The organism is Labilibaculum sp. K2S, from assembly GCF_030372765.1.
In the GTDB taxonomy this organism is placed as follows: domain Bacteria; phylum Bacteroidota; class Bacteroidia; order Bacteroidales; family Marinifilaceae; genus Labilibaculum.
Genome location: NZ_JAUCMW010000011.1, coordinates 63,013 through 88,851, shown reverse-complemented (window position 1 = coordinate 88,851; position 25,839 = coordinate 63,013). Strand labels below are relative to the sequence as shown.

The following is a 25,839-nucleotide window of genomic DNA, read 5'->3' as shown; positions in this document are numbered from 1 at the left end:
AATGCTATACTTTTACAATTTCTACTTTCGTGGATTTAAGAAAAAAAAATCCGTATTATCGGCAAAGATAATACGGAAACTTATATTTTCAGTTACAATCTTCTATTTTATCAAAGATTTACCGGTCATATCTGCAGGCTTCTCAATCCCCATGATATCCAATAAAGTTGGAGCCACATCAGCAAGAATACCATTCTCAATTCCTTTAGGATTTTCAGTCACCCAAATGCAAGGAACAGGATTCAAGGAGTGTGCAGTATTTGGAGAACCATCGGCATTTACAGCAAAATCAGCATTTCCATGATCTGCAATAATAATTACATCATATCCATTTGCTTTAGCAGCCTCAACAACCTGCTCAACACATTTATCTACAGCCTGAACTGCTTTCGAGATGGCTTCATAAACTCCTGTATGACCAACCATATCGCCATTGGCAAAGTTCAAACAAACAAAATCAGCCGATTGAGCATTCAATTCAGCAGTAATCATATCGGCAACAGCCGGTGCGGACATTTCAGGTTGCAAATCGTAAGTTGCCACTTTTGGAGATGGAACCATTAATCTTCTTTCACCTTCGAATTCAGCTTCTCTACCACCCGAGAAAAAGAAAGTTACGTGAGCATACTTTTCAGTTTCAGCAATACGAATCTGTTTTTTTCCAGCTTTAGATACAACCTCACCCATTGTATTTTGAACGTTATCTTTATCGTAGATTACATTCACTCCCTTAAAGTTAGAATTGTAACAAGTCATGGTATACCATTCTACATCCATGGTATGCATTCCGAACTCTTTCTTGTCTTCCTGCGTAAACACAGTTGTCATTTGACGCAAACGATCAGTACGGAAGTTAAAACAGATAACTACATCACCTTTTTCAATAGTAGCAAGAGGAGCACCAGCAGCATCAACCATTACAATTGGCTTGATAAATTCATCTGTTACGCCTTCTGCATATGATTTTTCCATTGCAGTAACAACGTTAGAAGCTGATTCACCTTCTCCTTTTGTATATAAATCGTAAGCAAGTTTAACACGTTCCCAGTTGCTGTCTCTATCCATTCCGTAGTAACGTCCTATAAGAGATGCAAATTTTGCTGATCCTGTAGTTTCAATTGCTTCAACAAATTCTTTTACGAATCCTAATCCTGATTTAGGATCTGTATCACGTCCATCGGTTAATCCGTGAACAAATACATCTTTCAATCCAAAAGCCTGAGCTGCATCGCAAAGAGCAATTGCATGGGCACTTAATGAATGAACACCACCATTACCAATCAATCCAATTAAATGAACTTTTTTACCATTTGCTTTAGCATGAGTAAAAGCTTTAACAACCTGCTCGTTATCTTTAAGGGTATCCTGTTCTACCGCCATGTTTATTTTTACCAAATCCTGATAAACAACACGACCGGCACCAATATTTAAATGTCCAACTTCTGAGTTTCCCATTTGTCCGTCAGGCAAACCAACAAACCTACCTGCAGCCTGCAATTGCGAGTTGGGATATTTTGCCAACAGGCTATCCATGTATGGAGTAGCTACTGAAGAAATTACATCTGATTTTGATTTATCACCAATCCCCCATCCGTCAAGGATCATCAATAAAGCTTTTTTACTATTTGTCATTTTGAAGTATTTTATATCTTAAATTCTTTATTACTTGGTCTAAGTGTTACAAAAATATCGTATTAATTCAAATAAAAAAATTACTTAGAGACTTGAATTTCTTTATTTTAGATCGAAAACGTTTGTTTTTTGTAATTTATTCAAACTTTAACATTCCGAATGGATTTCTACATTCAAAAGCACAAAAAAAGCCGATCAAATGATCGGCTTTTTCGTGGTACCACCTGGAATCGAACCAGGGACACATGGATTTTCAGTCCATTGCTCTACCAACTGAGCTATGGTACCCTTTATTTTGGTGTTACAAATGTAAAGAAAATTTATACTTCGCAAAACAAAGCAAGCCATATCGAGTACAAATAGCAGATATAAAATGTCAATATGATTAAGTATCAATTTTTTCACAATATTATTTAGATTGATTCTAAAGATTGTTTTACTGAAAATTAAACAATAGATGACAATTTTACTCGTTAAAGAAACCTTAGGTATGGTTTTTGTTAAGCTTAATCTGTCTTGTTTTTTCAATAAATTACAATATCAAGCTGATTAATTGTCAAGATAAATTGACACACAGGGATAATTATTCCAGCTTGGTAATCCCGAAAAATTTCGGAACCATATGGCAAAAATTTAAAACTATAATCGCATGAAATTCTCAATTCTCAATAAATATTCACTTGTAGTAATTCTGGCATCCTTATTTCTATCGTGCAGTGATGATAATAATATATTGCCACGATCAGGTACTGATAAAACAGCCTATGAAATTATTGATAAAACGATGCAGGAGTGGTATTTATGGAATGAAGATTTACCGGATATTAGTTCAGCCAATTACTCATCGGCAAACGACTATTTTGATGCTTTACTATCAACAAACGATCGATGGAGCTATATTGCCAACCTTGATGAATTATTGGCTTATTTTGAGAATGGCACTTACACGGGTTATGGTTTATCCTTCAAATTTGACAGCAATAATGATTTAAGAGTAAAACTTATATTTGATGAATCACCTTTGGTTGCAGAAGGAATTACCCGTGGATGGAAACTGGTAAATATTAACCAATTGGCAATTTCAAACTTAAGTGAAGAACAAATATTAAATGAACTTGATAAATCAAGTGGAACTTTCATTTTTGAAAACAATGCCGGTGAGCAAAAAGAAATCACCGCTTCTCAAAAGGTACTGAATCAAAACACAGTATTAAAAAGAGAAGTTATTCCTTATGAAGGAACTCAAATTGCCTATCTGGCATTTGATAGCTTTTTAGGCAAATCGGAAGATGAATTAAACGAAGCCTTTACCTATTTTAAAGAACAAAATGCAAAAGAACTTGTATTGGATTTAAGATACAACGGAGGTGGCAACACCTACATATCCAACCAATTGGCAGATTTAATAACCGGCAATGCATACGTTGGTGAAGTGTACTCAAAAGTATCACATAACAATTCAAAAACAAGTGAAAATTTCACCGAAGCATTTGAATCACAAGCCTCAGCCTATGGCTTCGAAAGAGTCTTCGTAATTACCACGTCTGGAACCGCTTCGGCAAGTGAGATGGTTATTAATGGATTAAAACCATATTTGGGCGAAGAAAATGTGATTCTAATAGGAAGCAAAACTCACGGAAAACCGGTTGGTATGTATGTATTTGAGGAAAAAGCTTTGAATTTGGCCATCGTGCCAATTAGTTTTTCAATTACCAATGCTCTTAATGAAGGTGGGTATTTTGATGGCATTCCGGTTAACTATGAAATATCCGACGATTTAAGTCATGACTTTGGAGATATTGAAGAATCAAATCTTAAAGCTGCTCTGGAATATATTAAGAATAAAAATTTCCCTGCTATAACTGCTGCAAAAGCGCTATCAACAAGCGAACGGGAATTCAAGAAAAAAGGATTGGAAGAGCTGATTGATGCTTTCTAAAATTAGTGATTTTCGTAAAACAAAAAAGAGAGAAAAACATTGCGTTTTTCTCTCTTTTCGTGGTACCACCTGGAATCGAACCAGGGACACATGGATTTTCAGTCCATTGCTCTACCAACTGAGCTATGGTACCTTATTGGTGTACTCAAAGAAAAAGGATGTGGTACCACCTGGAATCGAACCAGGGACACATGGATTTTCAGTCCATTGCTCTACCAACTGAGCTATGGTACCCTCTTTACTTGAGCGATGCAAAAGTACGCAAAAAAATAAAATCACCAAATTAAATCAATAAAATTAGAGAGGAATTTTAAAGGAATCTAAACTTCTTACTACCTTTGCGACCTAATAAAAAAATATATGGTATTCGAAACTCACACATTATCAAATGGTATACGACTAATTCACCATGCTGTGAACGCAAATGTTGCACACTGCGGAATTATTTTAAATACCGGTTCACGTGATGAAAAAGAGGAGGAATGGGGAATTGCTCACTACATAGAGCATGTTGTGTTTAAAGGTACAACTAAACGGAAGGCATACCATATTCTGAGTAGAATGGAAGATGTAGGCGGGGAATTAAACGCATACACAACCAAGGAGGAAACCTGTATTTACACTACTTTCCTGGACAAAGACTACAAGAGAGCTATAGAACTAATTAGCGATATCACTTTCAATTCTGTTTTCCCTGAAAAGGAATTAGAAAAAGAAAAGGAAGTTATTTTGGATGAAATCAATTCATACAAAGATTCTCCTTCGGAATTGATTTTTGATGATTTTGAAGAACTAATTTTCAAAGATGATCCCATTGGACGAAATATTTTAGGAACTCCAAAACATGTAAAAAAGTTCAAGCGTGATGATATTTTGAATTTCATTAAGAACAATTACCACACAGATCAAATGGTAATTAGTTCGGTTGGGAACATTGAATTCAGCAAATTGGTGAAAATGGTTGAGAAATTCTTCGGATCCATTCCTAAAAGTATTCGCACCACCGAAAGGAAAAAACCAAATTCGTATGAAGCCCGCACACAAACCATGATAAAGAAAACTTATCAGAGGCATTGTGTGATGGGAAATATAGCCTACGACCTAAATGATGAAAAACGAATTCCCTTATCATTGCTCACCAATATTTTGGGTGGTCCGGGCATGAATTCCCGTTTAAATTTAACCCTTAGGGAACGACATGGATTGGCCTATAATATTGAAGCAAATTATACGCCCTATGCCGATACAGGTGTTTTCAGCATCTACTTTGGTACCGACAAAGGCAATCTGGATAAGTGCTTAAGTTTAATCAACAAAGAGATGAATTTACTTTGCACCCATAAACTTGGTTCCGGACAATTGAAAAGGGCTAAAAATCAGATGATTGGTCAGATTGCCATTTCTTCGGAAAACAATGAAAATCTGATGCTCAGCATTGGGAAAAGCTTTTTGCTGTACAATCGCATTGACTCATTGGAGGAATTGTATCAAAAGGTAGAGAGCATTACTGCCGACGAATTGCTCGAAGTTGCCAACGAAATTTTAAATAAAGATCTGTTAACCACTTTGATGTACAAATAAGCATGATAGAAGTTAATAAAGAACTTGAAGATTATATACTGAAGCACACCGAAAACGAAGATTCGGTATTAAAAGATCTTACCCGTGAAACTCACGTTAAAATGCTGCGCCCAAGAATGCTGTCGGGGCATCTTCAGGGGAAATTCCTAAAGATGACTTGTCAGATGATACATCCGCTGCACATTTTAGAAATTGGAACCTATACAGGATATTCTGCCATAAGTATGGCAATGGGAACCAGTGAGGATTGTATCATTCACACCATTGACTGCAACGACGAACTGGAACAATTTACCCGTAAATACATTAAGCGATCGGGATTTGAGGATCGCATTCAATTTCACATTGGAGATGCACTTGAGATTATTCCAAAATTGAAAGAAAATTTCGATCTCATTTTTATTGATGCGGATAAACGCCAGTACATCGAATATTTTGAGGCTGTATTTCCGAAGCTAAATAAAGGCGGTTTTATTTTGGCCGACGATGTTTTGTGGGATGGAAAAGTTGTAGAAGAAATCGACAATAACGACAAACAAACTCAAGGAATAATAGATTTCAATCACTTTATTCAGGAAGATTCCAGAGTCGAGAACCTGATTCTTCCCATACGTCACGGATTAATGATGATCCGAAAAAAATAAGTACATGGGAAAAGTAAAAAGATGAAAGTTAAATTGCATTACTAACTCATGAAATTAAAGATCCACAATCTTAACAAGGATGGTGGCACCGAGGTTCACATACCCTTTCTTTTGAATCAGTTTCCATCCTTTCTTCTCCAATTCTTTGGCTATTGCACCATTCAGCATGCCATGGGCAACTAAAACGGCGGTTTCCTCATCATGAGCAACTTTAATAAGGTTTTCAGCGGCTTGTTGGGCTCGAAGTTTTGCTTCTTTATGGCTTTCGATGTCCCGATGATTAAATCCCAGCATCCAACTGCCCCGGCTGAAGGCCTGCCAAACCCCAAGTGGCATCTTAAAGAAACTATTGGCCGATATCATTCGGATTTCAAACTCGCGAAAAACAGAATCCGAAACAATAGTGTAAGTATCTCCAAAAATTTTCAAAGCCGTTTCCTGCGCACGAGGTAAACTGGAGCAATAAATAATATGATTAGGCCGTAAATTGACTGCCACAAGTGAAGGATCGAAAGGAATAATTGGCACCGAATTGTAATCAATTACATACCGTATGGCCTCTTCAGCCGAATAAAACCAATTCTTTTTCACATTGGGCTTTGCATGACGAATTAAATAGATTTGAAGCATCTGTTTCCCTTGCTTCTTCAGATCAGCCTGAAGTGACGAATCGATCTCCGAAACGCAGGTAAACGTCACACATTTCGTTTTAGTAATCTGTTCAAGTGGCTTTTTCTCCCTCAGCAAATTACTCTGAGCAGAACATCCCAAAAGGAAAAATCCCAGAACAACTATTGGAATTGCTTTTATACAATATTTAATTGTTATCAAGTTTCTAATTTTATGTTGAGACAAAACCAAAATTAACAATTATTAATTGAACGAGAAGAAATCCAATTAGGAAAACTCTGCAAACCTCAGTACACTCTGTGGTTAGATTTTTTTCTTTCCACTCAATACCACCTTATCTAAACACAAATACTACATTTTTAAAATATATCACATTTTAACAATAAAGCATCTTGTTTCCCAATAATGAAGCATAAAAAGTGATATCTTTGTACCGTTTTAATCGATTCAGAAACAATATGGAAACAAAAAAATTAACCCAATTTAGTCCTGGAGCAGGCTGTGGATGCAAAATATCACCTAAAGATCTGGAATGCATTCTGAAAAGCAGCAGTCCATTAATTCCCAATCCTAGAATGTTGGTTGGTAACGATACCAAAGATGATGCTGCAGTTTACGATTTGGGAAATGGACAGGCTTTAATCAGCACCACCGATTTTTTTACTCCAATTGTTGATGATCCTTACGATTTTGGAAGAATTGCGGCAACTAATGCCATCAGCGATATTTATGCCATGGGCGGAAAACCAATTATGGCTTTGGCAATTTTGGCCTGGCCTTTGGAAAAATTATCTACTGATATTGCTCAAAAAGTAGTGGAAGGTGCCCGGGATGTTTGTGCTAATGCTGGAATTCAATTGGCCGGCGGTCATTCTATCGATATAGGCGATCCTGTTTTTGGTCTTTCGGTAAACGGACTTGTGGCAACCGATCGGGTAAAGAAAAACAATACTGCAACTCCAAACTGCACCCTTTTTCTAACAAAACCATTAGGTATTGGTGTACTAACCACTGCCGAAAAAAAGAAATTAATTGCACACGAGGACAATAAAATTGTTGTTGATTTAATGTGCACTCTTAATAAGGTTGGAATCGTTTTTGGTGAGCAGACTTATATCAAATCGATGACTGATGTTACTGGTTTTGGTTTATTGGGCCATTTGAGTGAAATCTGCGAAGGCAGTAATGTGAATGCTGAAATTGACTATGCTGCAGTTCCTAAAATTGAGGGTGTAGAAGAATTGATACAACAAGGATGCACACCAGGTGGAACCCGAAGAAACTGGGCTTCGTACGGACATTTAATTGGTGCAATCACCGAAGATCAGAAATCATTGCTTTGCGATCCGCAGACTAGTGGTGGTCTTTTGGTAGCTGTAGACGACAATCACATCAACGAGTTTGTTACTCTGGCCAAAAGCGAAGGCTTTGATCTAAATCCGATTGGGAAAATGGTTGAGCGTACAAACACAGATACTCCTTACATAAGCGTTAAATAAAAAATTATGCAGCGAAATACATTAATTCAGGTTACTCAGAACGGAATGGGAACCGGCAGCGAAGAATTGGGTTTGAAATTAATTACCAACTATTTTAAACTTCTGGATGCTGATGGGCGAACACCTAAAATCATTGTTTTTTACAATGCAGGAGTAAAATTGATCTGTGAAAACTCACCTGCTTTGGATGCTTTACAAAATCTCAGTAAAAAAGGAGTACAACTTCTTGCCTGCAAAACCTGTTTGGATTATTTTAATTTATCTGATCAAATAAAAGTAGGAACCGTTGGAAGCATGCCTGATATAATCACGCTTCAGGCTAATGCCGATAAAGTGATCAATCTATAAACGGATTTCAAAAAGATAAAGAAGCTCATCTGAACCACAGATGAGCTTTTTTTAATTTTCGAGCCTGTTTATTTCTGATTTTGGGGGGCTAGCCTAACCAATTCCAGCATTGAAAGAAAATCGGTACTGTACAACAAAAAAGAAACTCAATCCACTAACCAATTTTCTATTCTTTATCATTCAAGATTTCCTAAAGCTTTTGTATATTTAATACACAATTGTCTTTATTTATGTTCCTGAATAGAATCTTTGCTTACCTACTCCTTTTAACTTTCTCATTTCAAAGTTTTGAAGTGGTATTAATCACTGTGAACTTTAAAATAAATCAGGATTTTTTTGCGTCAATCTGCACCAATAAAGACAAACCTGAAATGAAGTGTAACGGAAAGTGTCACTTAAAAAAACAAATCCAGAAACACGAAAAGGAAGAGTCTTCAAAGGACAAACAAATCACCGAAAAAGAAGACCAATTATTCATTCAAAGCATAAGTATCCTCAAAAATAAACCCGCAATTCTGAGTTCTGAAAAACGATTAACTTACTCAGAACCATTACCTCCTGTTCAACATTATTTTGATATTTTTCATCCTCCAAAAATCAAATTCTGATCAATTACCTGTTATCAATCACAAATTAATAATTCACTGTAAATTCTACTTTATTGGGAGGCTTGCATCAGTTTTACACGATCAAAGCAGGCTACTCATATCAAGTAATTCCATTACCTAAAATACACAGGAATGAAAAATATTCTAATCGTTTGTCTCCTATTAATTGGGATACAAGCGCATTCACAACAAACTATAATACTGAAAGATACTGAAACCGGAGAGCCAATTTCGTATGCTCACTACCTATATCAGAATCAAAAAGGTACAAGTACTCTCGATGGGAAAATTTCGATTAAATTTATTGCTGCAGAAAAACTTCAAATTTCACATGTAAACTATGGGAAACTTGAAATATCAGGCAACAGACTGCAAGAAGCAATAAAGAATGGTGTTCTGGCTCTCACCCAATCATACATTTCTTTGCTGCCAACAACAGTAATTGCAAGAGCAAACAGCACTGCTAAAAGCGATATCATGAAAGTCCGAATCAGTGATAAACTATCGCACGACGCAGGTGATTTTCTGAGTCAGAGTGCCATGATTGGAGGTATTCGAAAAAGCGGAAGCTATGGCTTCGATCCAGTCCTTCGCGGCTTTAAATACGATCAGTTAAACCTCATTATGGACAATGGAATGAGCGCAACTGCAGCTTGTCCAAACCGCATGGATCCTCCGGCAAGTCAAATTCCGATGAGTATGGTCGATCGGGTCGAAATTGTAAAAGGTCCGCATTCACTGCGATTTGGGAATGCTTTTGGTGGCAGTATTCATTTTAAATCGGCACCTGTAAGTTTTAGCGAAACCGCAAAAGCATTTGGCAGAGCAAGCGGCAGTTACGAAAGCAATGGAAATGTATTTCGCACAGAAGCTATGGCCGGAGCAAAAGGGAAATTCTATAATTTTGGTGTTTACGGCGCCTACAGCGAAGGGGATGATTACGAAGATGGCAATGGCGATAAAACTCCTTCCGGTTTTAACCGGCGCAACATCGGAATGAGCAGTGTGTTTAAAGTATCCGATTCTCAGAGCCTCAAGCTAACAGCAAACAACAACTTTGCCAAGAATGTCGATTTTCCTGCACTAAATATGGATTTACGAAAAGATGATACCTGGCTGTTTAATCTTGCTCACAAAATCAACTTTAAAAGCACAAGCATTAGTTCCCTATCCACTTCTTTTTATGGCTCTTTTGTTGATCACAGCATGGACAACCTGACAAAGAATTTGAATCCGAGAACGGTGAACGCAATCACTTTGGCGAAAACAAAAAACTATGGCGGCCGATCGGAGGCCAGCTTTCAATTCAAAAACAGTTCTCTCTTTGCAGGTATCGATTACAAAGCGGAAGAAGCAGAAGGAACCCGTTCCCGCCAAATGCTAATGGGGCCAAAGGCCGGGACTACCTTTTTCGATAATCTTTGGCAGGACAGTAAAATTTCAAAAGCTGCAATGTTTGGAGAATATCATTTTGCATTGCAAGAGGTCTATTTTGTTGCCTCTACCCGCTTGGAACACAACAGTGCCAAGAGCAGAGAAATAACCACTGAATTTATAAATGCCAACCCTGAAAATCCATCTGACAAACTAAATATTTCGGCAAGTTTTGGCGCCACCCACGACTTTTCGGAGCAGATTAGAATGGGATTGTGGTTGGGAAGAGCCGAACGTAGCGGAAGCTTAACCGAACGCTTCATCAACTATTTAGCAGTTGATGTTGACCCGTACGAGAGAATAGGAAACGCAAAGCTGAAATCGGAGGTAAACTACCAGTTAGACTATCGTTTCACCTGGAAAACTAATCAATCTGAATTGGGCATCACCCTTTTTGCATCTATGCTGCGAGATTACATCAGCTCAGAAATCAGAACCGATTTATCGCCAAGATTAGCCACTGCACCGGGTGTAAAACAATATTACAATATCGATAAAGCAGTAATGCGGGGCTTCGAATTGTCCTGGTATCAGAAAATTACATCTTCTATTTATCACAAGGTAAATATTGCCTATACCTATGGTAAAAACCAAGATTTCAATCAGCCCTTGCCGGAAATTCCTCCACTCGATTTCAGGTATGCATTGGGAGCTTCCTTTTGCAGGAATAAGTTTCATCCGGAAATAATGATTCGTCATGCTTTGGAACAAAATAGAACATCAAGTAATTACGGAGAAAGCAAAACACCAGCTTTTACTATTGCTGATATTAAAGCCTCTTACGATTTTTCGGATAAAATCAGCTTAGTTAGTGGTGTTAGAAATCTTTTTGATGAAGCCTATTACGAGCACTTAAACAGATCGGTAAAAGGTAGTAATACGGCTATTTATGCTCCCGGGCGTAGTTTTTATCTGACCCTTAGTTTGAATCTTTAAAATAAATTACAACATCCACCACAAAGGACACAGAGTTTCACAAAGGATACCATTGTAAGGTTTCTCTGTGATACTTTGTGGTCTCAGTGGTAAAATAAATTTAGAGAAGTCTTGTGAAAGTCATTAGCCTACCGTACCAAAATCCTTTCGCTTGCACATATTAGCTACAAAAAAGTATACGTGTAACCGAAATTCATTTCCGAGAAATCGGCCTGACCAAAATTGGCATTGATATTTGCTCCGATAAAGAAATTATTTTTCGGTAATTTATTCGTGTTAATAAAATAGAAGTTAAGTCCCATTCTGCTCGAAAAATATCTTTTCAACTTGTATTTTACCTCACTAGCACCTCCTCCATACTTTTTATAATATTCTTTGTAGTATGGCTTGTGTAAATTCAGTCCTCCTTCAATATCCAATCCAAAATGCCCGATTAAAAACTCGCTTCCCAAGTGAAAATAGATGTTTGAGGCATTCCACGAGGGAGAATCAATATAATCTGGATTTGCGCTCTCCTCTATTTGATCGTAATAATGTTCGTAAAAGCGATAAGTAAAACCCGCTCTTACCTTAAGATGCCGTTTAAAAAGAATTCCTCCACTTAAAGCCGTCGAATAAACATTGCCTTTATCGCCACCAACAGGCTCACTTTTCCCGCCATATTCATGAATTCCCAATCCGGTTCGCACATTTATAAAATATCTTCGGTCGAGATCGGCATCTATGCCCAAATAAACATCTTTCTTCCGTGAAATTAATGTTCGGGAATTCAATTGACAGGCAAGACTAACATGAGCAGAATTTAAACCCATATTCGGTAATTTGGTGTGACCATTTGAAGAGTGCAGGTAACCTGCTCCCACGCGAAAATTCATTCGATTAAGGGCAAACAATTCGCGATACACAAAAGCCTGAAAAGACCAGGTCAATTTAGAACCAATTGCTAAATTTTGCTCGCTATCCTCATACGATTTGGTAAAATAACTTCCGCCCATTCCAAATTTAAGTGACCATACTTTCTGCAAATGCCGCCAAGGATGAAACTGAATAAAAGGCATAATACCATAGGCTCTGCCAAGGATAGAATCATTGCCAAAATTGGAATAAGAAAAACTCACTCCGGTTATCGGATGGTTATAGTATTTACTGCTGCTAAGATTACGGGTATCTTTTATTCCAACACTTAGGAAGACTGACTGAACAGCATGGGTTTTGGGAAAATCGTTGTAATTTGAAACTGTTTTACCAAGCATTAACTCTGGTTCAACAAAAAACAAGTATTTCGATTCTTTAGGCTGATTCTGAGCATTTACACAACAACCGCAAATGCTTAAAAACACCACCAAGAAAGTTATTCGTTTCAACATCAAATATCCATTTCAAATTATTTTAGCGCAAATATAATATTAACCATAAAATATAACAACATGTTCATTAAAAAATTATTCGGACAAAATTACAACCCGCCCTTCCAAAATTGGGTTTATAATTTTCATTTTTTTACAGTATGCTTTTAGCACTTCAAAATCCTCAATTGCCTTGGGATTCAATTCATCAATTAAAACTTCAAATTCTCCGGTTAATTTACCCAAACTGTAATTATTCAAGGAAACCGTTAACAATTCCTCATCGTCCAGCTCTTTCCCATCTCTCTCAACAATAATCTTATTGTCGGCAGAGGTATATTTATAACTAATTCCTGAAACCTGAAGTAACTGACCACTTTTATCTGTGGCATGCTCTTTTAAAAGCTGTTTCAATTCCTTCCCCTTAATTAGTATTTGACAAATTTTATTTCCGAAAGGAAGTAATGAACGAACCGATTTTAATGTGAGATTACCTGCAGGAATAGCTGCCCTTATTCCACCTCCATTAATAATTCCAACATTGGAATTGTGCCAATTCCGAAAAGCATCAGCAATTAAATTTCCGGCAAGGCTTTCGCCGATAATCCCACTTTTAAAACTAAGAGGGACTTCCAACCAACCAATCTTTTCGGCCAACTGCAATTCCATATCCTTTTTATAATACAGCTCCATATCTCTCAGATACTTCTCTGAAGTCACATCACTAGTTAAAGGAATAATTTCAACGAGTGGCTTTTTATTCTTTTCCAGGCTCAATTTAGCAACTGAACTCATGTTCCCGGCAGTAGCAACAATCGGGACACTGCCTTTGTAAAAAATATTGCTTTCGTGCTCGAACTGCTCCTCAGTTAAAATCAAATCAATTTCAGGAAACTGTTCCAACAATTTCCGATTGGTTTCCAAATTTGTTTGGGTTATGAGTACCAAAAAATCAACATTCCCCATTTCAGGCTGAAGCTTAGAAACAGACACAAATAAATTTTCCTGAACCACCAAATCATCATGAATACTTGTATTCATAGCGTCTGTCAGACCTATAAACCCGATTCGCAAACCACCAATATTTTTCACCAGAAAAGCAGGCAGATTCCCAAACACACCACCATCTCTGTTTTTAAGATTGGAACTAAACCACTGCGATTTGGATTTGGATAAAAGCTGAATGGTATGTTGTGCACCAAAATCAAATTCATGCTGACCGAAGTTGCAGATATCAACAGGAATCTCATTAAAAGCTTCAATCATTGGTTCACCTTTGTACATTCCTCCAAACAGAACGCCACCGCATAAATCGCCTCCATGAATGACCAATGTGTTTGGATTGGCCTTTCGTATTTCATCTGCAATTGTTTTTAAGCGGGCAACACCACCTCGTCCTCCGTCAACATCATCAACAGGGAAAATCTGATGTGCATCAGTGAAGTACAGTAGGTCTACCTTTTGTGCATTCACACTTAGATTAAAAACAAAAAAAATAAGGAATGATATATTTCGGAACATCAGGAAAATTTTATATTTAACCGAAAAGTAATAATAAATGCCTTTCTATTCAAATACAGACTTGATATCAATCACTAAAATAATGCTAATTTCATTTTTAATCTTATCTCTAAAATGCTGTCAATACGATAACTCTTTCATTCTTTTCATTTGAAAGTCATCATAAAAAGTACTTAAAAAAGTAAAAAAACTGAACATGGAATTCTTATATTGCATAGCGTTTGCCATGAATAATAAAGATTTGAAACACATGAAATGTCCTTTAGTAACAGTTCTTAAACAATTAAAATATTATGTATTCATATAAAAAAACCATCATACTATTTACCCTGTACTTCCTAATTATTCCTTCCAATACATGGGCACAAAACGAAAAATTTAGAGATTGCTCTTTTTCGATTGAAGAAAGAGCCAATGACTTGATAAACAAACTTACTCTGGAGGAAAAAATATCTTTACTCGGCTTCAATTCTCCAGCCGTTGAGCGCCTGCAAATACCTGCCTACAATTGGTGGAACGAGGGATTACACGGAGTTGCCAGAGCCGGAGAAGCAACAGTTTTTCCTCAGGCAATTGGTTTAGCTGCAACTTTTGATCCTTCGCTGGCTCGATCTGTTGCTGATGCTATTTCTACCGAAGCTCGCGCTAAGTATAATCTGGCAACAGCCAAAAACAGACGATTGCAGTATTTAGGAATCAATTTTTGGACTCCGAACATCAATATTTTCCGCGATCCCAGATGGGGAAGAGGTCAGGAAACTTACGGTGAAGATCCTTTTTTAACAGGAAAAATGGGAACCGCCTTTGTGAAAGGCTTGCAGGGCAATGATTCGGATCATTATAAAATTGCTGCCTGCGCCAAGCATTTTGCTGCGCATAGTGGTCCTGAAGCAATCAGACATACATTCAATGCAATTGTAGACGAAAAAGATTTAAGAGAAACCTACCTTCCGGCATTTAAAACCTTGGTTGACAATGGTGTTTCCGGCATTATGTGTGGTTATAACAGATTGAATGATGAACCTTGCTGCACAAGCGAAAAGCTTCTGGAAAACATACTTACAAAAGAATGGAGCTTTAAAGGACAAATTACAACAGACTGTTGGGCATTGGAAGATATTTGGTTACGCCATAAAAGCATTCCTACCAGCGTTGAAGTAGCCGCTGAAGCAATTAAAAAAGGAGTCAATATGGACTGTTCCAACTTAATTCAAGACGATGCCCTTGAAGCAATAAAAAAAGGATTAATCAGCAAAGCCGACATTGATAAATCAATTTATCCTACAATCATCACTCAACTTAAATTGGGTTTATATGATGATCCTGAGAATTCTCCTTATGCAAGTTTTGGTCTGGATAGCGTAAACAATTCCTATCATACGCAACTGGCACTTAAAGCTGCAGAAAAGAGCATGGTACTTCTTAAAAATAATGGCGTTTTGCCTTTAAATAAAGATAAAATTGGTTCCGTTATGGTAGCCGGAGAAAACGCAGCTAACATTAGCACTTTGGTTGGCAACTACCATGGTATGTCGGGTAACATGGTAACTTTTGCAGAAGGGATTGCAAAAAAAGCGGGACCGGAAACTGCAGTACAATACGATTTTGGTTGCAGCTATGCAGATACCACACGCTTTGGCGGAATTTGGGGCGCAGGAAATTCTGATGCCACAATACTCGTTCTTGGGCTTACTCCATTGTTTGAAGGCGAAGATGGTGATGCTTTTCTATCTAAAAACAGCGGAGATAAAGCTGATTTAAGCATTCCTTACTCCCATCTGGTTTATCTGAAAAAAATGAGAAAATCCCACGATAAACCAATTGTCGTTGTTTTAACAAGTGGGAGTGCTGTTGATGTTCAGGCAGTAGAACCATACGCAGATGCAATTATCCTTTCATGGTATCCAGGAGAGCAGGGCGGTAACGCATTAGCAAATATTATTTACGGAGATACTTCCCCATCCGGAAAATTGCCTCTGACCTTCTATAAATCTATCGATGATGTGCCTCCATTCACCGATTACAGTATGAAAAACAGGACCTATCGTTATTTTAACGGCGAAGTTGCTTATCCATTTGGATTTGGTTTAAGCTATACTCAATTTGATTATCGTTGGGCTCAAAAACCTTCCGACAAGTACAAAAAAAATGAGCAGATTTTGTTTCAAGTTGATGTGAAAAACACGGGAAATTGCGATGCCGATGATATTGTACAAGTGTATGTTGAATTCCCTAACATGGAACGAATGCCAATTAAAGAATTAAAAAACTTTAAAAGAGTCTCTTTGCAAGCAAATACCTCAAAAACAATAAGTCTGAGCATTGATACCAACGATCTAAAAAAATGGGATTTACAACATGGACAATGGCAACTGTACAAAGGCGATTATAAAATCCTGATTGCAAAAAATGCTAAAGAAACAGTTTTAGAACACATATTCACAATAAAATAAACACACATACAGGTGCTGGTTTTATACCCAAAACATTTCATAAAATGATGCAAGCAATCAGTCTTCGAATTAAATTTTAAAAATCCTGAATTTGTAATTCTTATATTGTATTGGGTTTACTATGAATAACAAAGATTTGAAACACATGAAGTCTGATAAAGAAAAAAATACAACCATCAATTCCTTACCTGGTTTAGAAGTTTTAAATAAACACTTCGAGGACTATCTAAACCGATTGAAACAAAACCTGACAACAGAAGGGCTTTCTCAGCTTATTCTAAAAGAATTTATGGAAGTAAGTAATTTCTTAATCACGATAGGCGATCAAGAATATGACAAAGTACGAACCGGCAAAAATTTCGACTTCTCCACAATATACAGCTTACACTATCTGTTGCCTGAGTTATTTAAAGATACGATGCTGATACACCGCGATGTACTGCTACAGCTTCAAATTTCACAAAATAAAAAGCAAGAATCACTGGTTGATGATCAGGCTGTTCAGCATCACTTAAAAGAATCCAAAGCAATTTTAGAAAAAGCAAGCCAATCCTTTGGGCAGAAAATCAGTACAGAACTAAATCCGATTCAACAAGCAGATAAAAAAAGAAGGAAGCTTGTATCTAAAGTCAAACACCAGCAAAACCCATGGGAAATCTACAAGAATCAGTTTCTAACCATACAGAATCAAACCAAAGAAATTGAAAAATCAGCTCATATTTTATCTGACATCATCCTTGTTTTTAAGGATATTAAAAATCACACCCAAAACATTTGCGCAACACTTATCAGTGAGCTTGAAAATTCTAAACAATCCATAAGCAAAGTAATGGATTCTGTTCAGAATTTGGATGAAATTGTTAAAACTGCGGACACCATTTCGTTAATTGAAGATATTCTGGATGATTTAGATAGTACAAATCCCGGACAAGAAACCTATGCTTTTGATATTGAATTAAAAATTGCATCGCTTAAAGAAAACAGCATTCCTGTTGCGGGTGAAGATGGCTTGCTCCTCATCAAAAAAATAGACTTTAATAAATCGGCTAAAAAGTGGCTGAACTATATGCTGCTCCCAGATATGATCGAACTGTGGCAAAACAAGGTTAATCTGGTCGCTTTTTATAAGCATAGCCTGCTAAATTTAAAAAGCAGTTTAACTTTACTGAAAAACAACAGTACTCTGGAAACCCTGCCTTCTCAGGTGCAAAGCATCCAAAATATGTTACGCTCAGCCAACGCGAATGAAAAGCTTCAAAGGAAGATAATTGGTCAAATGCAAGAAAAATTCAGTACCGAATTCTTCGTCACAAATATTTATAATACAGAAGATTTTTTAAAAGTTTCTTTGCAATCATCGATAACCCAGCTTACATCTTCAAAAAATAAATTCTTAACCAGCGCAGAAAGAAAAATTCATAACATCCTTTCTTTTTTTAGTACAAAATATGAAATCAGCACAACAGATAACCCATTTAAGAAATTAGAGGCAGCATCAAAATGCATTGAATACAGAACTTTTAAAGCGTCAAATATTCATTACGACACGCTTTTTTTAAATAAGAATTTTATTGGAGATTTGTTTCTGGTTCCCCGCGAAACCGAAAAACAAAAACTACAGGAAACCTTGAATCTATGGAAAAAAGGACATAACAAAGCGGTACTTGTTGTGGGAAATAATTTAAGCGGGAAATCTACTTTTATTGAAAGTGTGGCGAAAGATCATTTCGACAAGCAAAGTATTGTTCTCGAAACAGACAGCACTATTTCCATTGAAGGAAGAAAATTTACAACCACAAAAAATCTTACAGAGGCTCTTCAGCACATTAAGAAACATACCTATAATTCCCGTCCATTATTAGTGATTGATAATCTGGAACTCTGGAGAGACAAAAATCACAGTTTATTGGATAATGTAAAAGCCGCCATAGAATTCGTTGAAACAGAATCGGATCAGGTTTTCGTTATCATGACTACTTCAAATGCTATGCAGTCTCATTTGGATAAAAGACTCCCTTTCTCCAATTCATTTAGTTCCATTATCGATGTAAACAGGGCAAAAAATGAGGAGATCAACAAAGCCATTTTATTACGACATGGTGCCTCACACCAAAGCTTGGTGACAGAAAAAGGACTTCCCTTGCTCAATAAACAACTCGAGCTTTACGTACAAAAATTGTGTAAAAATTACGACTATAATATGGGCGAAGTATTGCAGGCATGGACCTATGCGATCACTACTGCTGATGATCACAAAGTAGTTTTTCAGGAAAAAGAGTATGATTTTGAAGATTTTTTCACCTCCGAAGAAGTTATAATTCTTAAATATGTATTATTATACAAGCACATTAACGAAATTGTATTGAAAAACTTTTTGGGCAATCGATACAACATTTCATACAAATCCGGATTAAAACGTTTAACAAATACAAAAGTATTTCTGCGAAATCCGGAGGGGAATCTCATTTTAAACCAAGTATTGTACCACAACATTCGTGAAATTCTAAAATACAGAGGAGCACTCAACTAAATGGAAAATATCGAGACACTATATACCTGGAGCGGTTTACTAGGCCTGCTTGTACTGCTGGTAGTCATCTATTGGATGCTAAAGCTTGTCACATACATTGGAGAACGCTTTGCTAAAAAGAACGTAACCAACAAGAAAATAATTGGCTTTTTAAAAAAAGCTCAGTTGTTTTATAAACCCATTGCAACTTCTTTTTTATTGCTTGATTTTATATCTATCAATTACATCACACACAGTATTCTATTGGTTTTCATAAGTTTTTTTGGTTTCTTCTATATCAAAAACTACATGAGTGGCATTTTTTTTAGAACAAACCCCTTGGTAAGCAAAGACGCATTTATCACAATAGGAGATTTTAAGGGAGAAGTTAAGAGTCTTCAATCCTTCGGTTTAATCATTAATGCCGAATATGGAGAGCGATTTATTAATTACACCGAAATTGAAAATTTAGGATTTGCAATCAACTCAAATGTGAATACCAAACTAAGGCAAACCCTTTACCTGCGTACACAACTAACAAAAGAACAGGTTTTAAATCTTATTTTTGACAATCCAATTTTAGATTTCGAACAAAAACCCAGCCTAAAAAACAGTGAAATTCCTCAGGTATATAAATTTCAGTTCACACTCGAGAATGGTGCTGCTACCGAAGATTTAACTGCTTTTTTACATGAAATACAGATTGAGACAAGTGTAACCAACAATTTTAAGTAATCACCATGGAAATCATTTCATCCTATAATTTGATTATTGAAGTATCCATAATCATAATTTTATCCTTTTTATTCAATGAATTATCAAAAAAAACAAACATTCCTGCTGTATTGATGCTTATCGTACTGGGGGTTGGTTTGCAATACATACTAAAACATTTCAATGCAGAAACATTAAATTTCTTTCCCATTCTGGAAGTTTTGGGAATTGTCGGTTTAATTATGATTGTGCTGGAAGCGGCCCTTGAACTGGAACTGAAAAGAGAAAAATTAATTCCCATTCTAAAATCATTTACTGTTGCCTTAACCGGCCTTATTTTATCAACATGGGCCGTTGTATTGATTCTTTACAATTTCATTCCCGGAATGACTATGGAATCGGCCTGGCTTTACGCAACACCTTTGTCAATACTATCCAGTGCCATTATCATACCAAGTGTCTCAGGTTTAAATGCAGGCAAAAAAGAATTTCATATTTATGAAAGTACTTTTTCGGATATCATGGGCATTATGATGTTCTATTTTTTAACCGGAAAATTAAACCCTGCCGAAGATAGCGGAGTAACAGGATTTGCAGGAAACATACTGCTCACCATCATTATCTCCCTGGTAGCCAGTTATGCAATTATTTTAATTTTTCAACGTATAAAAAGTAAGGTAAAACTCTTTTTACTGATAGCTGTACTCTTACTACTATATGCACTGGGCAAAAAAATGCACCTTTCTTCGCTTATTATTATCCTGATATTTGGATTGGTGATCGCGAACATGAAACTTTTTTTCAAAGGAAAACTCTCAAAATTAATTGATTTCGAAAAAGCACATCATATCTATAATGAGTTGCATACAATTACAGCAGAAACAGCCTTTGTTGTCCGAACCTTTTTCTTTGTAATTTTCGGTCTTTCGATTGCCGTTTCCTCCTTACTAAGTTTAAACGTAACAATAGTAAGCTTTCTGATTTTGATTTCGATTTATGCGATACGATACGTTATACTGCGCATTTTTGTAGGAAAAGATATACTGCCACAATTATTTGTGGCTCCTCGTGGCTTAATCACCGTACTTTTATTTTACAGCATACCTTCCGAAGCACAAGTTGAAGATTTTGAGCCGGGAATATTGCTTTGTGTAATTATTGGAACCAGTTTAATCATGACGTGTGCAATGATTTACGACAAATACAGAAACTCTATGGCCATAAATATTGCCTTAGACAGAAAAGTAGAAAGCGTAAAATGGAAAGCGCCAAGCATCGAAGATATGAAATAAGTAAACACATTTCGAGAAGATATAATTGAAATAAATTACATGATGTTTATTTCAGAATTGGGCGTAATTAAAAATAAAATATAGTCGGAGGAACAATATTTTTAATAGTTTGGGCATTAATTACAACTTTTATCCTTTTGGCTGTAACCAATTCGGAGGAAAAACTACCGATATCAAAACCTACTGCAATTAAACTAAACACACTAGCCTAAACAGACTGATATTATGGGATGATAGTGTAGTTAAATCATCTAAAACGGATTTGAGGATAGAAATTGCCGATCACCTTATATTCTCAGTCGGATATTTCCCCTTAAAATTGTTTGAATATTGAGATAAATTAAAAATAAAAAACATCGCATAGATTTTTACAGATTAATTCAATACTCAACCATATAAAAATTATTTTACAGTAATATGCTTATTTTATAACAATAAAAATGAGCTTGATAAATAAGAATTTATTTGTAAATTAGAATATGGCAATGATTTTAAGCTCAATTAAGAAGGTTTTATCCAAACCATTAGGTGAAATCTTTTCTATATCCCGAATTCTTAAAAATAGAACTTGGGAAAATAATAGTCTCTATTTGGATTTAGTGAAAAATTCTTTAGTGGGTTTGTATCAAACAACACCAGAAGGGCAAATTCTCTATGCGAATCAAGCAATTTTAAAAATGTTGAAGTATGATTCATTGGAAGATTTATTAGAAAAAGACCTATCAAAGGAATGTTACGTAGACAGTAATAAGCGAGAAAATTTCAAGAAGATACTGGAAGAAAAAGGTGAAATAATTAATTTTAAATCTGAATGGTACACAAAAGAGGGTGATGTTATTTATGTAAGAGAAGGTGCTCGTGCAGTACGGGATATTACTGGCAGAATCTATAGATACGATGGTTATGTTGATAATATTACAGATTTTAAACTGACCCAAATGAAGCTAATTAAGGCTACGCAGGAAGCTGAAGAAGCCAGCAAGTTAAAATCAGCTTTTTTAACAAATATGAATCATGAAATTCGAACACCAATGAATAGTATTCTTGGGTTTGCAGAATTGCTTGAAGACTCTGTTTTATCAAAAGAAAATCATCTGAAATATATTGGTGCTATTCAGCAAAGTTCTGTTCGAATGCTAAATACAATAGATGAACTTATTCAAATATCAAGGTTAGATGCTGATTGCCTGGATATCTATATTGAAGACCTGAATGTTAAGGATGTAATTGAAGACACGTATGTTCTGTATAAACCTGAAGCTGATGCAAAAGGAATTGAATTTTCTTATGAAAATAATTATAAGGCAAAAGAAATAATTATTTTCTCGGATAAAGAAAAGATAGAAATAATACTTAGTAAGTTGATTTCAAATGCTATTAAATATACAAACAAAGGAAGTGTAAAGTTTGGATTTGATTTTAAAACCAAAACGAACGAGATTCAATTTTATATTAAGGATACCGGTGTTGGCATTTCTTCGGAAGACCAAGAACTTATTTTTGAGCATTTTTACCGTATTGATAATGGTAAAGAATTAATTTATGAAGGATCAGGCTTAGGCTTAACGATTGTTAAGGAATACGTCAGGATACTTGGCGGTAAAATAAGGATAGAATCAGTAAAAGGGGAAGGCTCTCAATTTTACTTTGTTTTACCAATCAACTAATTATTTTCGAATTGATCCAAATTTAATACCGCTGCATTCCCCCATTCGTTCCCCCAAAAAACAAAACCCCTGTAAACATTGCTGTTTACAGGGGTTTTTGTACCCGGGGCGGGACTTGAACCCGCACGGCCGTGAAGCCACTGGATTTTAAGTCCAGCGTGTCTACCAATTCCACCACCTGGGCATCCTTTCGGATTTTGAGCGAGAAACGAGACTCGAACTCGCGACCCCAACCTTGGCAAGGTTGTGCTCTACCAACTGAGCTATTCTCGCATTGTGCTTTTAAAAGGGAACCGTTGTTCTCTCAATTGCGATGCAAATATATGCGTATTTTTTGATTCTGCAAAGGAAAAAAACCTTTTGACTCATTTTTTTTCAATCATCATAAAAGACATTACAAGGATCCTGAATCTGACTCCTTGAAATTCAGGCACTACACATCAAAAGCCTTTGTATATGGGACACTCACATTTTTTATCTTTTTTTACAATCCGGATATCTTTTTTATCTCATTCAACTTATTTAGAGCCTCAATTGGTGTCAGATTATTAATATCCAGATCTGAAATTTCGTTTCTGATTTGAAGAAGTACCGGATCATCGAGTTGAAAAAAGCTCATTTGATAACCTTCTCTCTGTTGGGCGATCTCACCAACTGGTTTGGCAAGCGATTCTCCATTTTGTTTTCCTTCCAACTGAAGTAATATCTCATCAGCTCGTTTCACAACAGATTTAGGCATTCCGGCCATACGTGCCACATGAATACCAAAGCTGTGATTTGATCCCCCGGAAACTAATTTTCTCAGGAAAATAACCTTATTATTAACTTCTTTCACCGAAACATTAAAATTCTTCACTCTTGAGAATGATTTCTCCATCTCGTTAAGCTCATGGTAATGCGTTGCAAATAATGTTTTGGCTCTGCTGTTACTGTTCTCGTGAATGTATTCCACAATCGACCAGGCGATAGAAATCCCGTCATAAGTGCTGGTTCCCCGTCCCAATTCATCAAACAAAATCAAACTCCGTGATGAAAGGTTGTTAAGAATACTGGCCGCTTCATTCATTTCCACCATAAAAGTAGATTCACCCAATGAAATGTTATCCGAAGCCCCTACACGGGTGAAAATCTTATCAACACAACCAATATTTGCTTCCTTAGCCGGCACAAAACTTCCAATTTGCGCCATTAAAACAATTAGTGCAGTTTGTCGGAGCAAAGCCGACTTACCCGCCATATTTGGCCCTGTAATAATAATTACCTGCTGCGATTCATTGTCCAGATAAACATCATTGGCAATGTATTTTTCATCGATTGGCAGTTGCTTTTCAATAACCGGATGTCTTCCCTGTTTGATATCAATTACCTGAGAATCGTTGATATCCGGACAATTGTAATGGTTCGCTTTTGCCAATTTCGCAAAAGACAGCAAACAATCCAGTCGCCCTATCATGGCCGCATTTAACTGAATGGTAGAAATATAATCAGCAATACCAAGAACCAATTCGTTATACAAACGGGTTTCCAAAGCCAGTATTTTTTCTTCAGCTCCTAATATTTTCTCTTCGTAATCCTTTAATTCCTGAGTAATATAGCGCTCAGCACTAACTAAAGTCTGCTTTCTGATCCATTCTTCAGGAACCTTGTCCTTATGAGTGTTTCTTACCTCGATATAGTATCCAAACACATTATTAAACGCAATCTTAAGAGAAGTAATACCTGTTCTTTCAATCTCACGCATCTGCATTTGCAGTAAATAATCTTTACCCGAGAAAGATATCTTCCTTAAATCATCCAACTCTTCGCAAACCCCATCAGCAATTACACCGCCTTTACTAACCATGTTGGGCGGATCAGCATGAATTTCCTTTTCGATCTTTTCCCGAACCGAAACACATGGATTCAATTGATCGCCTATTTTTAGCAAACCATCATTACCACTACTCAAACAATAGTTTCGGATAGGTTCAATGGCAATCAAAGCATTTTTTAGCTGAACAACCTCCCGCGGACTAACTCTGCCCACAGCAACCTTGGAAATAATCCGCTCCAAATCTCCAATCTGCTGAATTTCATCTCCTATGGAATAAGAAACCTTTTCATTCTCGAAAAAATGATTCACAACACGAAGACGATCATTAATACTCGCCGAATCCTTTAAGGGAAGAGCAATCCACCTTTTTAAAAGGCGTGCTCCCATTGGCGATAAGGTTTTATCCATTACACCCGAAAGCGTACTTGCGCCATCGTTTAAGGCTCCAAACAGCTCTAAATTCCGAACTGTAAATTTATCCAGCCACACGTATTTATCTTCCTCTATCCTCGAAAGCTGAGTTACATGAGCTGCCTGACTGTGTTTTGTGATATCCAGATAATGCAAAACCGCACCCGAGGCAATGATTCCATTGCGTAGCGTCTGAACTCCAAATCCTTTCAACGAACTTGTCTCAAAATGACGAAGCAATCTGTCCTTAGCCGCACTTTCGGTAAAAACCCAATCATCCATGGTGAAAGTATAAAACTTGCCACCAAATAATTCATGAAAGATTTTCTCTTTCCCTCTCTGATACAAAACCTCTTTTGGCTGAAAATTGCCCAATAATTTATCGATATACTCAAAACTTCCTTCAGCAGTTAAAAACTCACCTGTTGAGGCATCTAAAAATGCAATCCCGGCTGAATTTTTCTCCATATGAATACAGGCAAGAAAATTATTCTCCCGATGCTCCAAAACATTGTCATTATAGGATACTCCAGGCGTTACCAGTTCTACAATGCCACGTTTAACCAAAGTTTTGGTTTTCTTTGGATCTTCCAATTGCTCACATATGGCCACACGCATGCCTGCCCGTACCAATTTAGGAAGATAAGTATCTATAGAATGATGTGGAAATCCCGCCAACTCAACATAGGATGCTGATCCGTTTGCACGCTTAGTCAGGGTAATGCCTAAAATTTCAGAAGCACGAATTGCATCATCAGAAAATGTTTCGTAAAAGTCACCAACCCGAAACAGCAAAATAGCATCAGGATGTTTATCCTTCATCTGATAATACTGCTTCATTAATGGGGTTTCAACGGCTTTT

General features: G+C 36.5%; 16 protein-coding genes and 5 tRNA genes. 11 read left to right on the top strand and 10 right to left on the bottom strand.

Features of this window, described 5'->3' with window-relative positions; genetic code table 11:
- Window positions 1–102: 102 nt before the first annotated feature.
- Window positions 103–1,632 (bottom strand): 2,3-bisphosphoglycerate-independent phosphoglycerate mutase, encoded by a 1,530-nt coding sequence (gene gpmI, locus QUH73_RS13295; protein WP_289530924.1) that lies wholly within the window; start codon window positions 1,630–1,632, stop codon window positions 103–105.
- A 215-nt stretch (window positions 1,633–1,847) separates the two neighbouring features.
- Window positions 1,848–1,920, bottom strand: a tRNA-Phe gene (locus tag QUH73_RS13290).
- Window positions 1,921–2,281: 361 nt separating this feature from the next.
- On the opposite strand from QUH73_RS13290, the gene QUH73_RS13285 reads away from it, so the two are divergent.
- A complete protein-coding gene (locus tag QUH73_RS13285) occupies window positions 2,282–3,571 on the top strand; it encodes a S41 family peptidase (RefSeq protein ID WP_289530923.1) in 1,290 nt (429 codons plus the stop codon).
- Window positions 3,572–3,631: 60 nt separating this feature from the next.
- On the opposite strand, the gene QUH73_RS13280 is transcribed toward QUH73_RS13285, so the two are convergent.
- Both QUH73_RS13280 and QUH73_RS13275 read right to left on the bottom strand, forming a co-directional pair.
- Window positions 3,632–3,704: transfer RNA gene (locus tag QUH73_RS13280), tRNA-Phe, on the bottom strand.
- Between the two features lie 28 nt (window positions 3,705–3,732).
- A tRNA-Phe gene (locus tag QUH73_RS13275) sits at window positions 3,733–3,805 on the bottom strand.
- 126 nt (window positions 3,806–3,931) lie between these two features.
- On the opposite strand from QUH73_RS13275, the gene QUH73_RS13270 reads away from it, so the two are divergent.
- Complete coding sequence (locus tag QUH73_RS13270) at window positions 3,932–5,152, top strand: M16 family metallopeptidase (RefSeq protein ID WP_289530922.1); 1,221 nt, start codon at window positions 3,932–3,934, stop codon at window positions 5,150–5,152.
- 2 nt (window positions 5,153–5,154) lie between these two features.
- Window positions 5,155–5,796, top strand: coding sequence for an O-methyltransferase (locus QUH73_RS13265; protein ID WP_289530921.1), 642 nt, complete (start codon window positions 5,155–5,157; stop codon window positions 5,794–5,796).
- A gap of 54 nt (window positions 5,797–5,850) precedes the next feature.
- Here the strand turns inward: QUH73_RS13265 and QUH73_RS13260 are convergent, their stop codons facing one another.
- Window positions 5,851–6,627: a histidine phosphatase family protein gene (locus tag QUH73_RS13260; protein WP_289530920.1), complete on the bottom strand. Its 777-nt coding sequence runs from the start codon at window positions 6,625–6,627 to the stop codon at window positions 5,851–5,853.
- Window positions 6,628–6,884: 257 nt separating this feature from the next.
- Here QUH73_RS13260 and selD point away from each other — a divergent pair, with 257 nt between their 5' ends.
- The 3 genes from selD (at window position 6,885) to QUH73_RS13245 (ending at window position 11,251) form a co-directional block, all read left to right on the top strand.
- A complete protein-coding gene (gene selD / locus QUH73_RS13255) occupies window positions 6,885–7,925 on the top strand; it encodes a selenide, water dikinase SelD (RefSeq protein ID WP_289530919.1) in 1,041 nt (346 codons plus the stop codon).
- A 6-nt stretch (window positions 7,926–7,931) separates the two neighbouring features.
- Window positions 7,932–8,273: a sulfurtransferase-like selenium metabolism protein YedF gene (gene yedF / locus QUH73_RS13250; protein WP_289530918.1), complete on the top strand. Its 342-nt coding sequence runs from the start codon at window positions 7,932–7,934 to the stop codon at window positions 8,271–8,273.
- Window positions 8,274–9,013: 740 nt separating this feature from the next.
- Window positions 9,014–11,251, top strand: coding sequence for a TonB-dependent receptor domain-containing protein (locus QUH73_RS13245; RefSeq protein ID WP_289530917.1), 2,238 nt, complete (start codon window positions 9,014–9,016; stop codon window positions 11,249–11,251).
- A 164-nt stretch (window positions 11,252–11,415) separates the two neighbouring features.
- Here QUH73_RS13245 and QUH73_RS13240 read toward each other — a convergent pair whose 3' ends face one another.
- Window positions 11,416–12,618: an acyloxyacyl hydrolase gene (locus QUH73_RS13240; RefSeq protein WP_289530916.1), complete on the bottom strand. Its 1,203-nt coding sequence runs from the start codon at window positions 12,616–12,618 to the stop codon at window positions 11,416–11,418.
- 75 nt (window positions 12,619–12,693) lie between these two features.
- The gene (locus QUH73_RS13235; RefSeq protein ID WP_289530915.1) at window positions 12,694–14,118 is read right to left on the bottom strand and encodes a bifunctional metallophosphatase/5'-nucleotidase; all 1,425 of its coding nucleotides are present in this window, start codon (window positions 14,116–14,118) and stop codon (window positions 12,694–12,696) included.
- Window positions 14,119–14,411: 293 nt separating this feature from the next.
- On the opposite strand from QUH73_RS13235, the gene QUH73_RS13230 reads away from it, so the two are divergent.
- From QUH73_RS13230 to QUH73_RS13210, 5 genes are all read left to right on the top strand, one after another.
- Window positions 14,412–16,571 carry a glycoside hydrolase family 3 N-terminal domain-containing protein gene (locus tag QUH73_RS13230; protein WP_289530914.1) on the top strand — a complete coding sequence of 720 codons (2,160 nt, stop codon included), beginning with the start codon at window positions 14,412–14,414 and terminating at the stop codon, window positions 16,569–16,571.
- Window positions 16,572–16,716: 145 nt separating this feature from the next.
- Window positions 16,717–19,101, top strand: coding sequence for an AAA family ATPase (locus tag QUH73_RS13225; RefSeq protein ID WP_289530913.1), 2,385 nt, complete (start codon window positions 16,717–16,719; stop codon window positions 19,099–19,101).
- Window positions 19,102–19,815, top strand: coding sequence for a hypothetical protein (locus tag QUH73_RS13220; protein ID WP_289530912.1), 714 nt, complete (start codon window positions 19,102–19,104; stop codon window positions 19,813–19,815).
- Window positions 19,816–19,820: 5 nt separating this feature from the next.
- The gene (locus QUH73_RS13215) at window positions 19,821–21,086 is read left to right on the top strand and encodes a cation:proton antiporter domain-containing protein (protein WP_289530911.1); all 1,266 of its coding nucleotides are present in this window, start codon (window positions 19,821–19,823) and stop codon (window positions 21,084–21,086) included.
- 479 nt (window positions 21,087–21,565) lie between these two features.
- Window positions 21,566–22,753, top strand: coding sequence for a PAS domain-containing sensor histidine kinase (locus QUH73_RS13210; protein ID WP_289530910.1), 1,188 nt, complete (start codon window positions 21,566–21,568; stop codon window positions 22,751–22,753).
- A gap of 100 nt (window positions 22,754–22,853) precedes the next feature.
- Here the strand turns inward: QUH73_RS13210 and QUH73_RS13205 are convergent.
- The 3 genes from QUH73_RS13205 to mutS form a co-directional block, all read right to left on the bottom strand.
- Window positions 22,854–22,937, bottom strand: a tRNA-Leu gene (locus QUH73_RS13205).
- A 16-nt stretch (window positions 22,938–22,953) separates the two neighbouring features.
- Window positions 22,954–23,026 (bottom strand) — tRNA-Gly (locus QUH73_RS13200).
- Window positions 23,027–23,237: 211 nt separating this feature from the next.
- Window positions 23,238–25,817, bottom strand: a complete 2,580-nt coding sequence (mutS, locus tag QUH73_RS13195) for a DNA mismatch repair protein MutS (protein WP_289530909.1) — start codon at window positions 25,815–25,817, stop codon at window positions 23,238–23,240.
- Window positions 25,818–25,839: the final 22 nt, after the last annotated feature.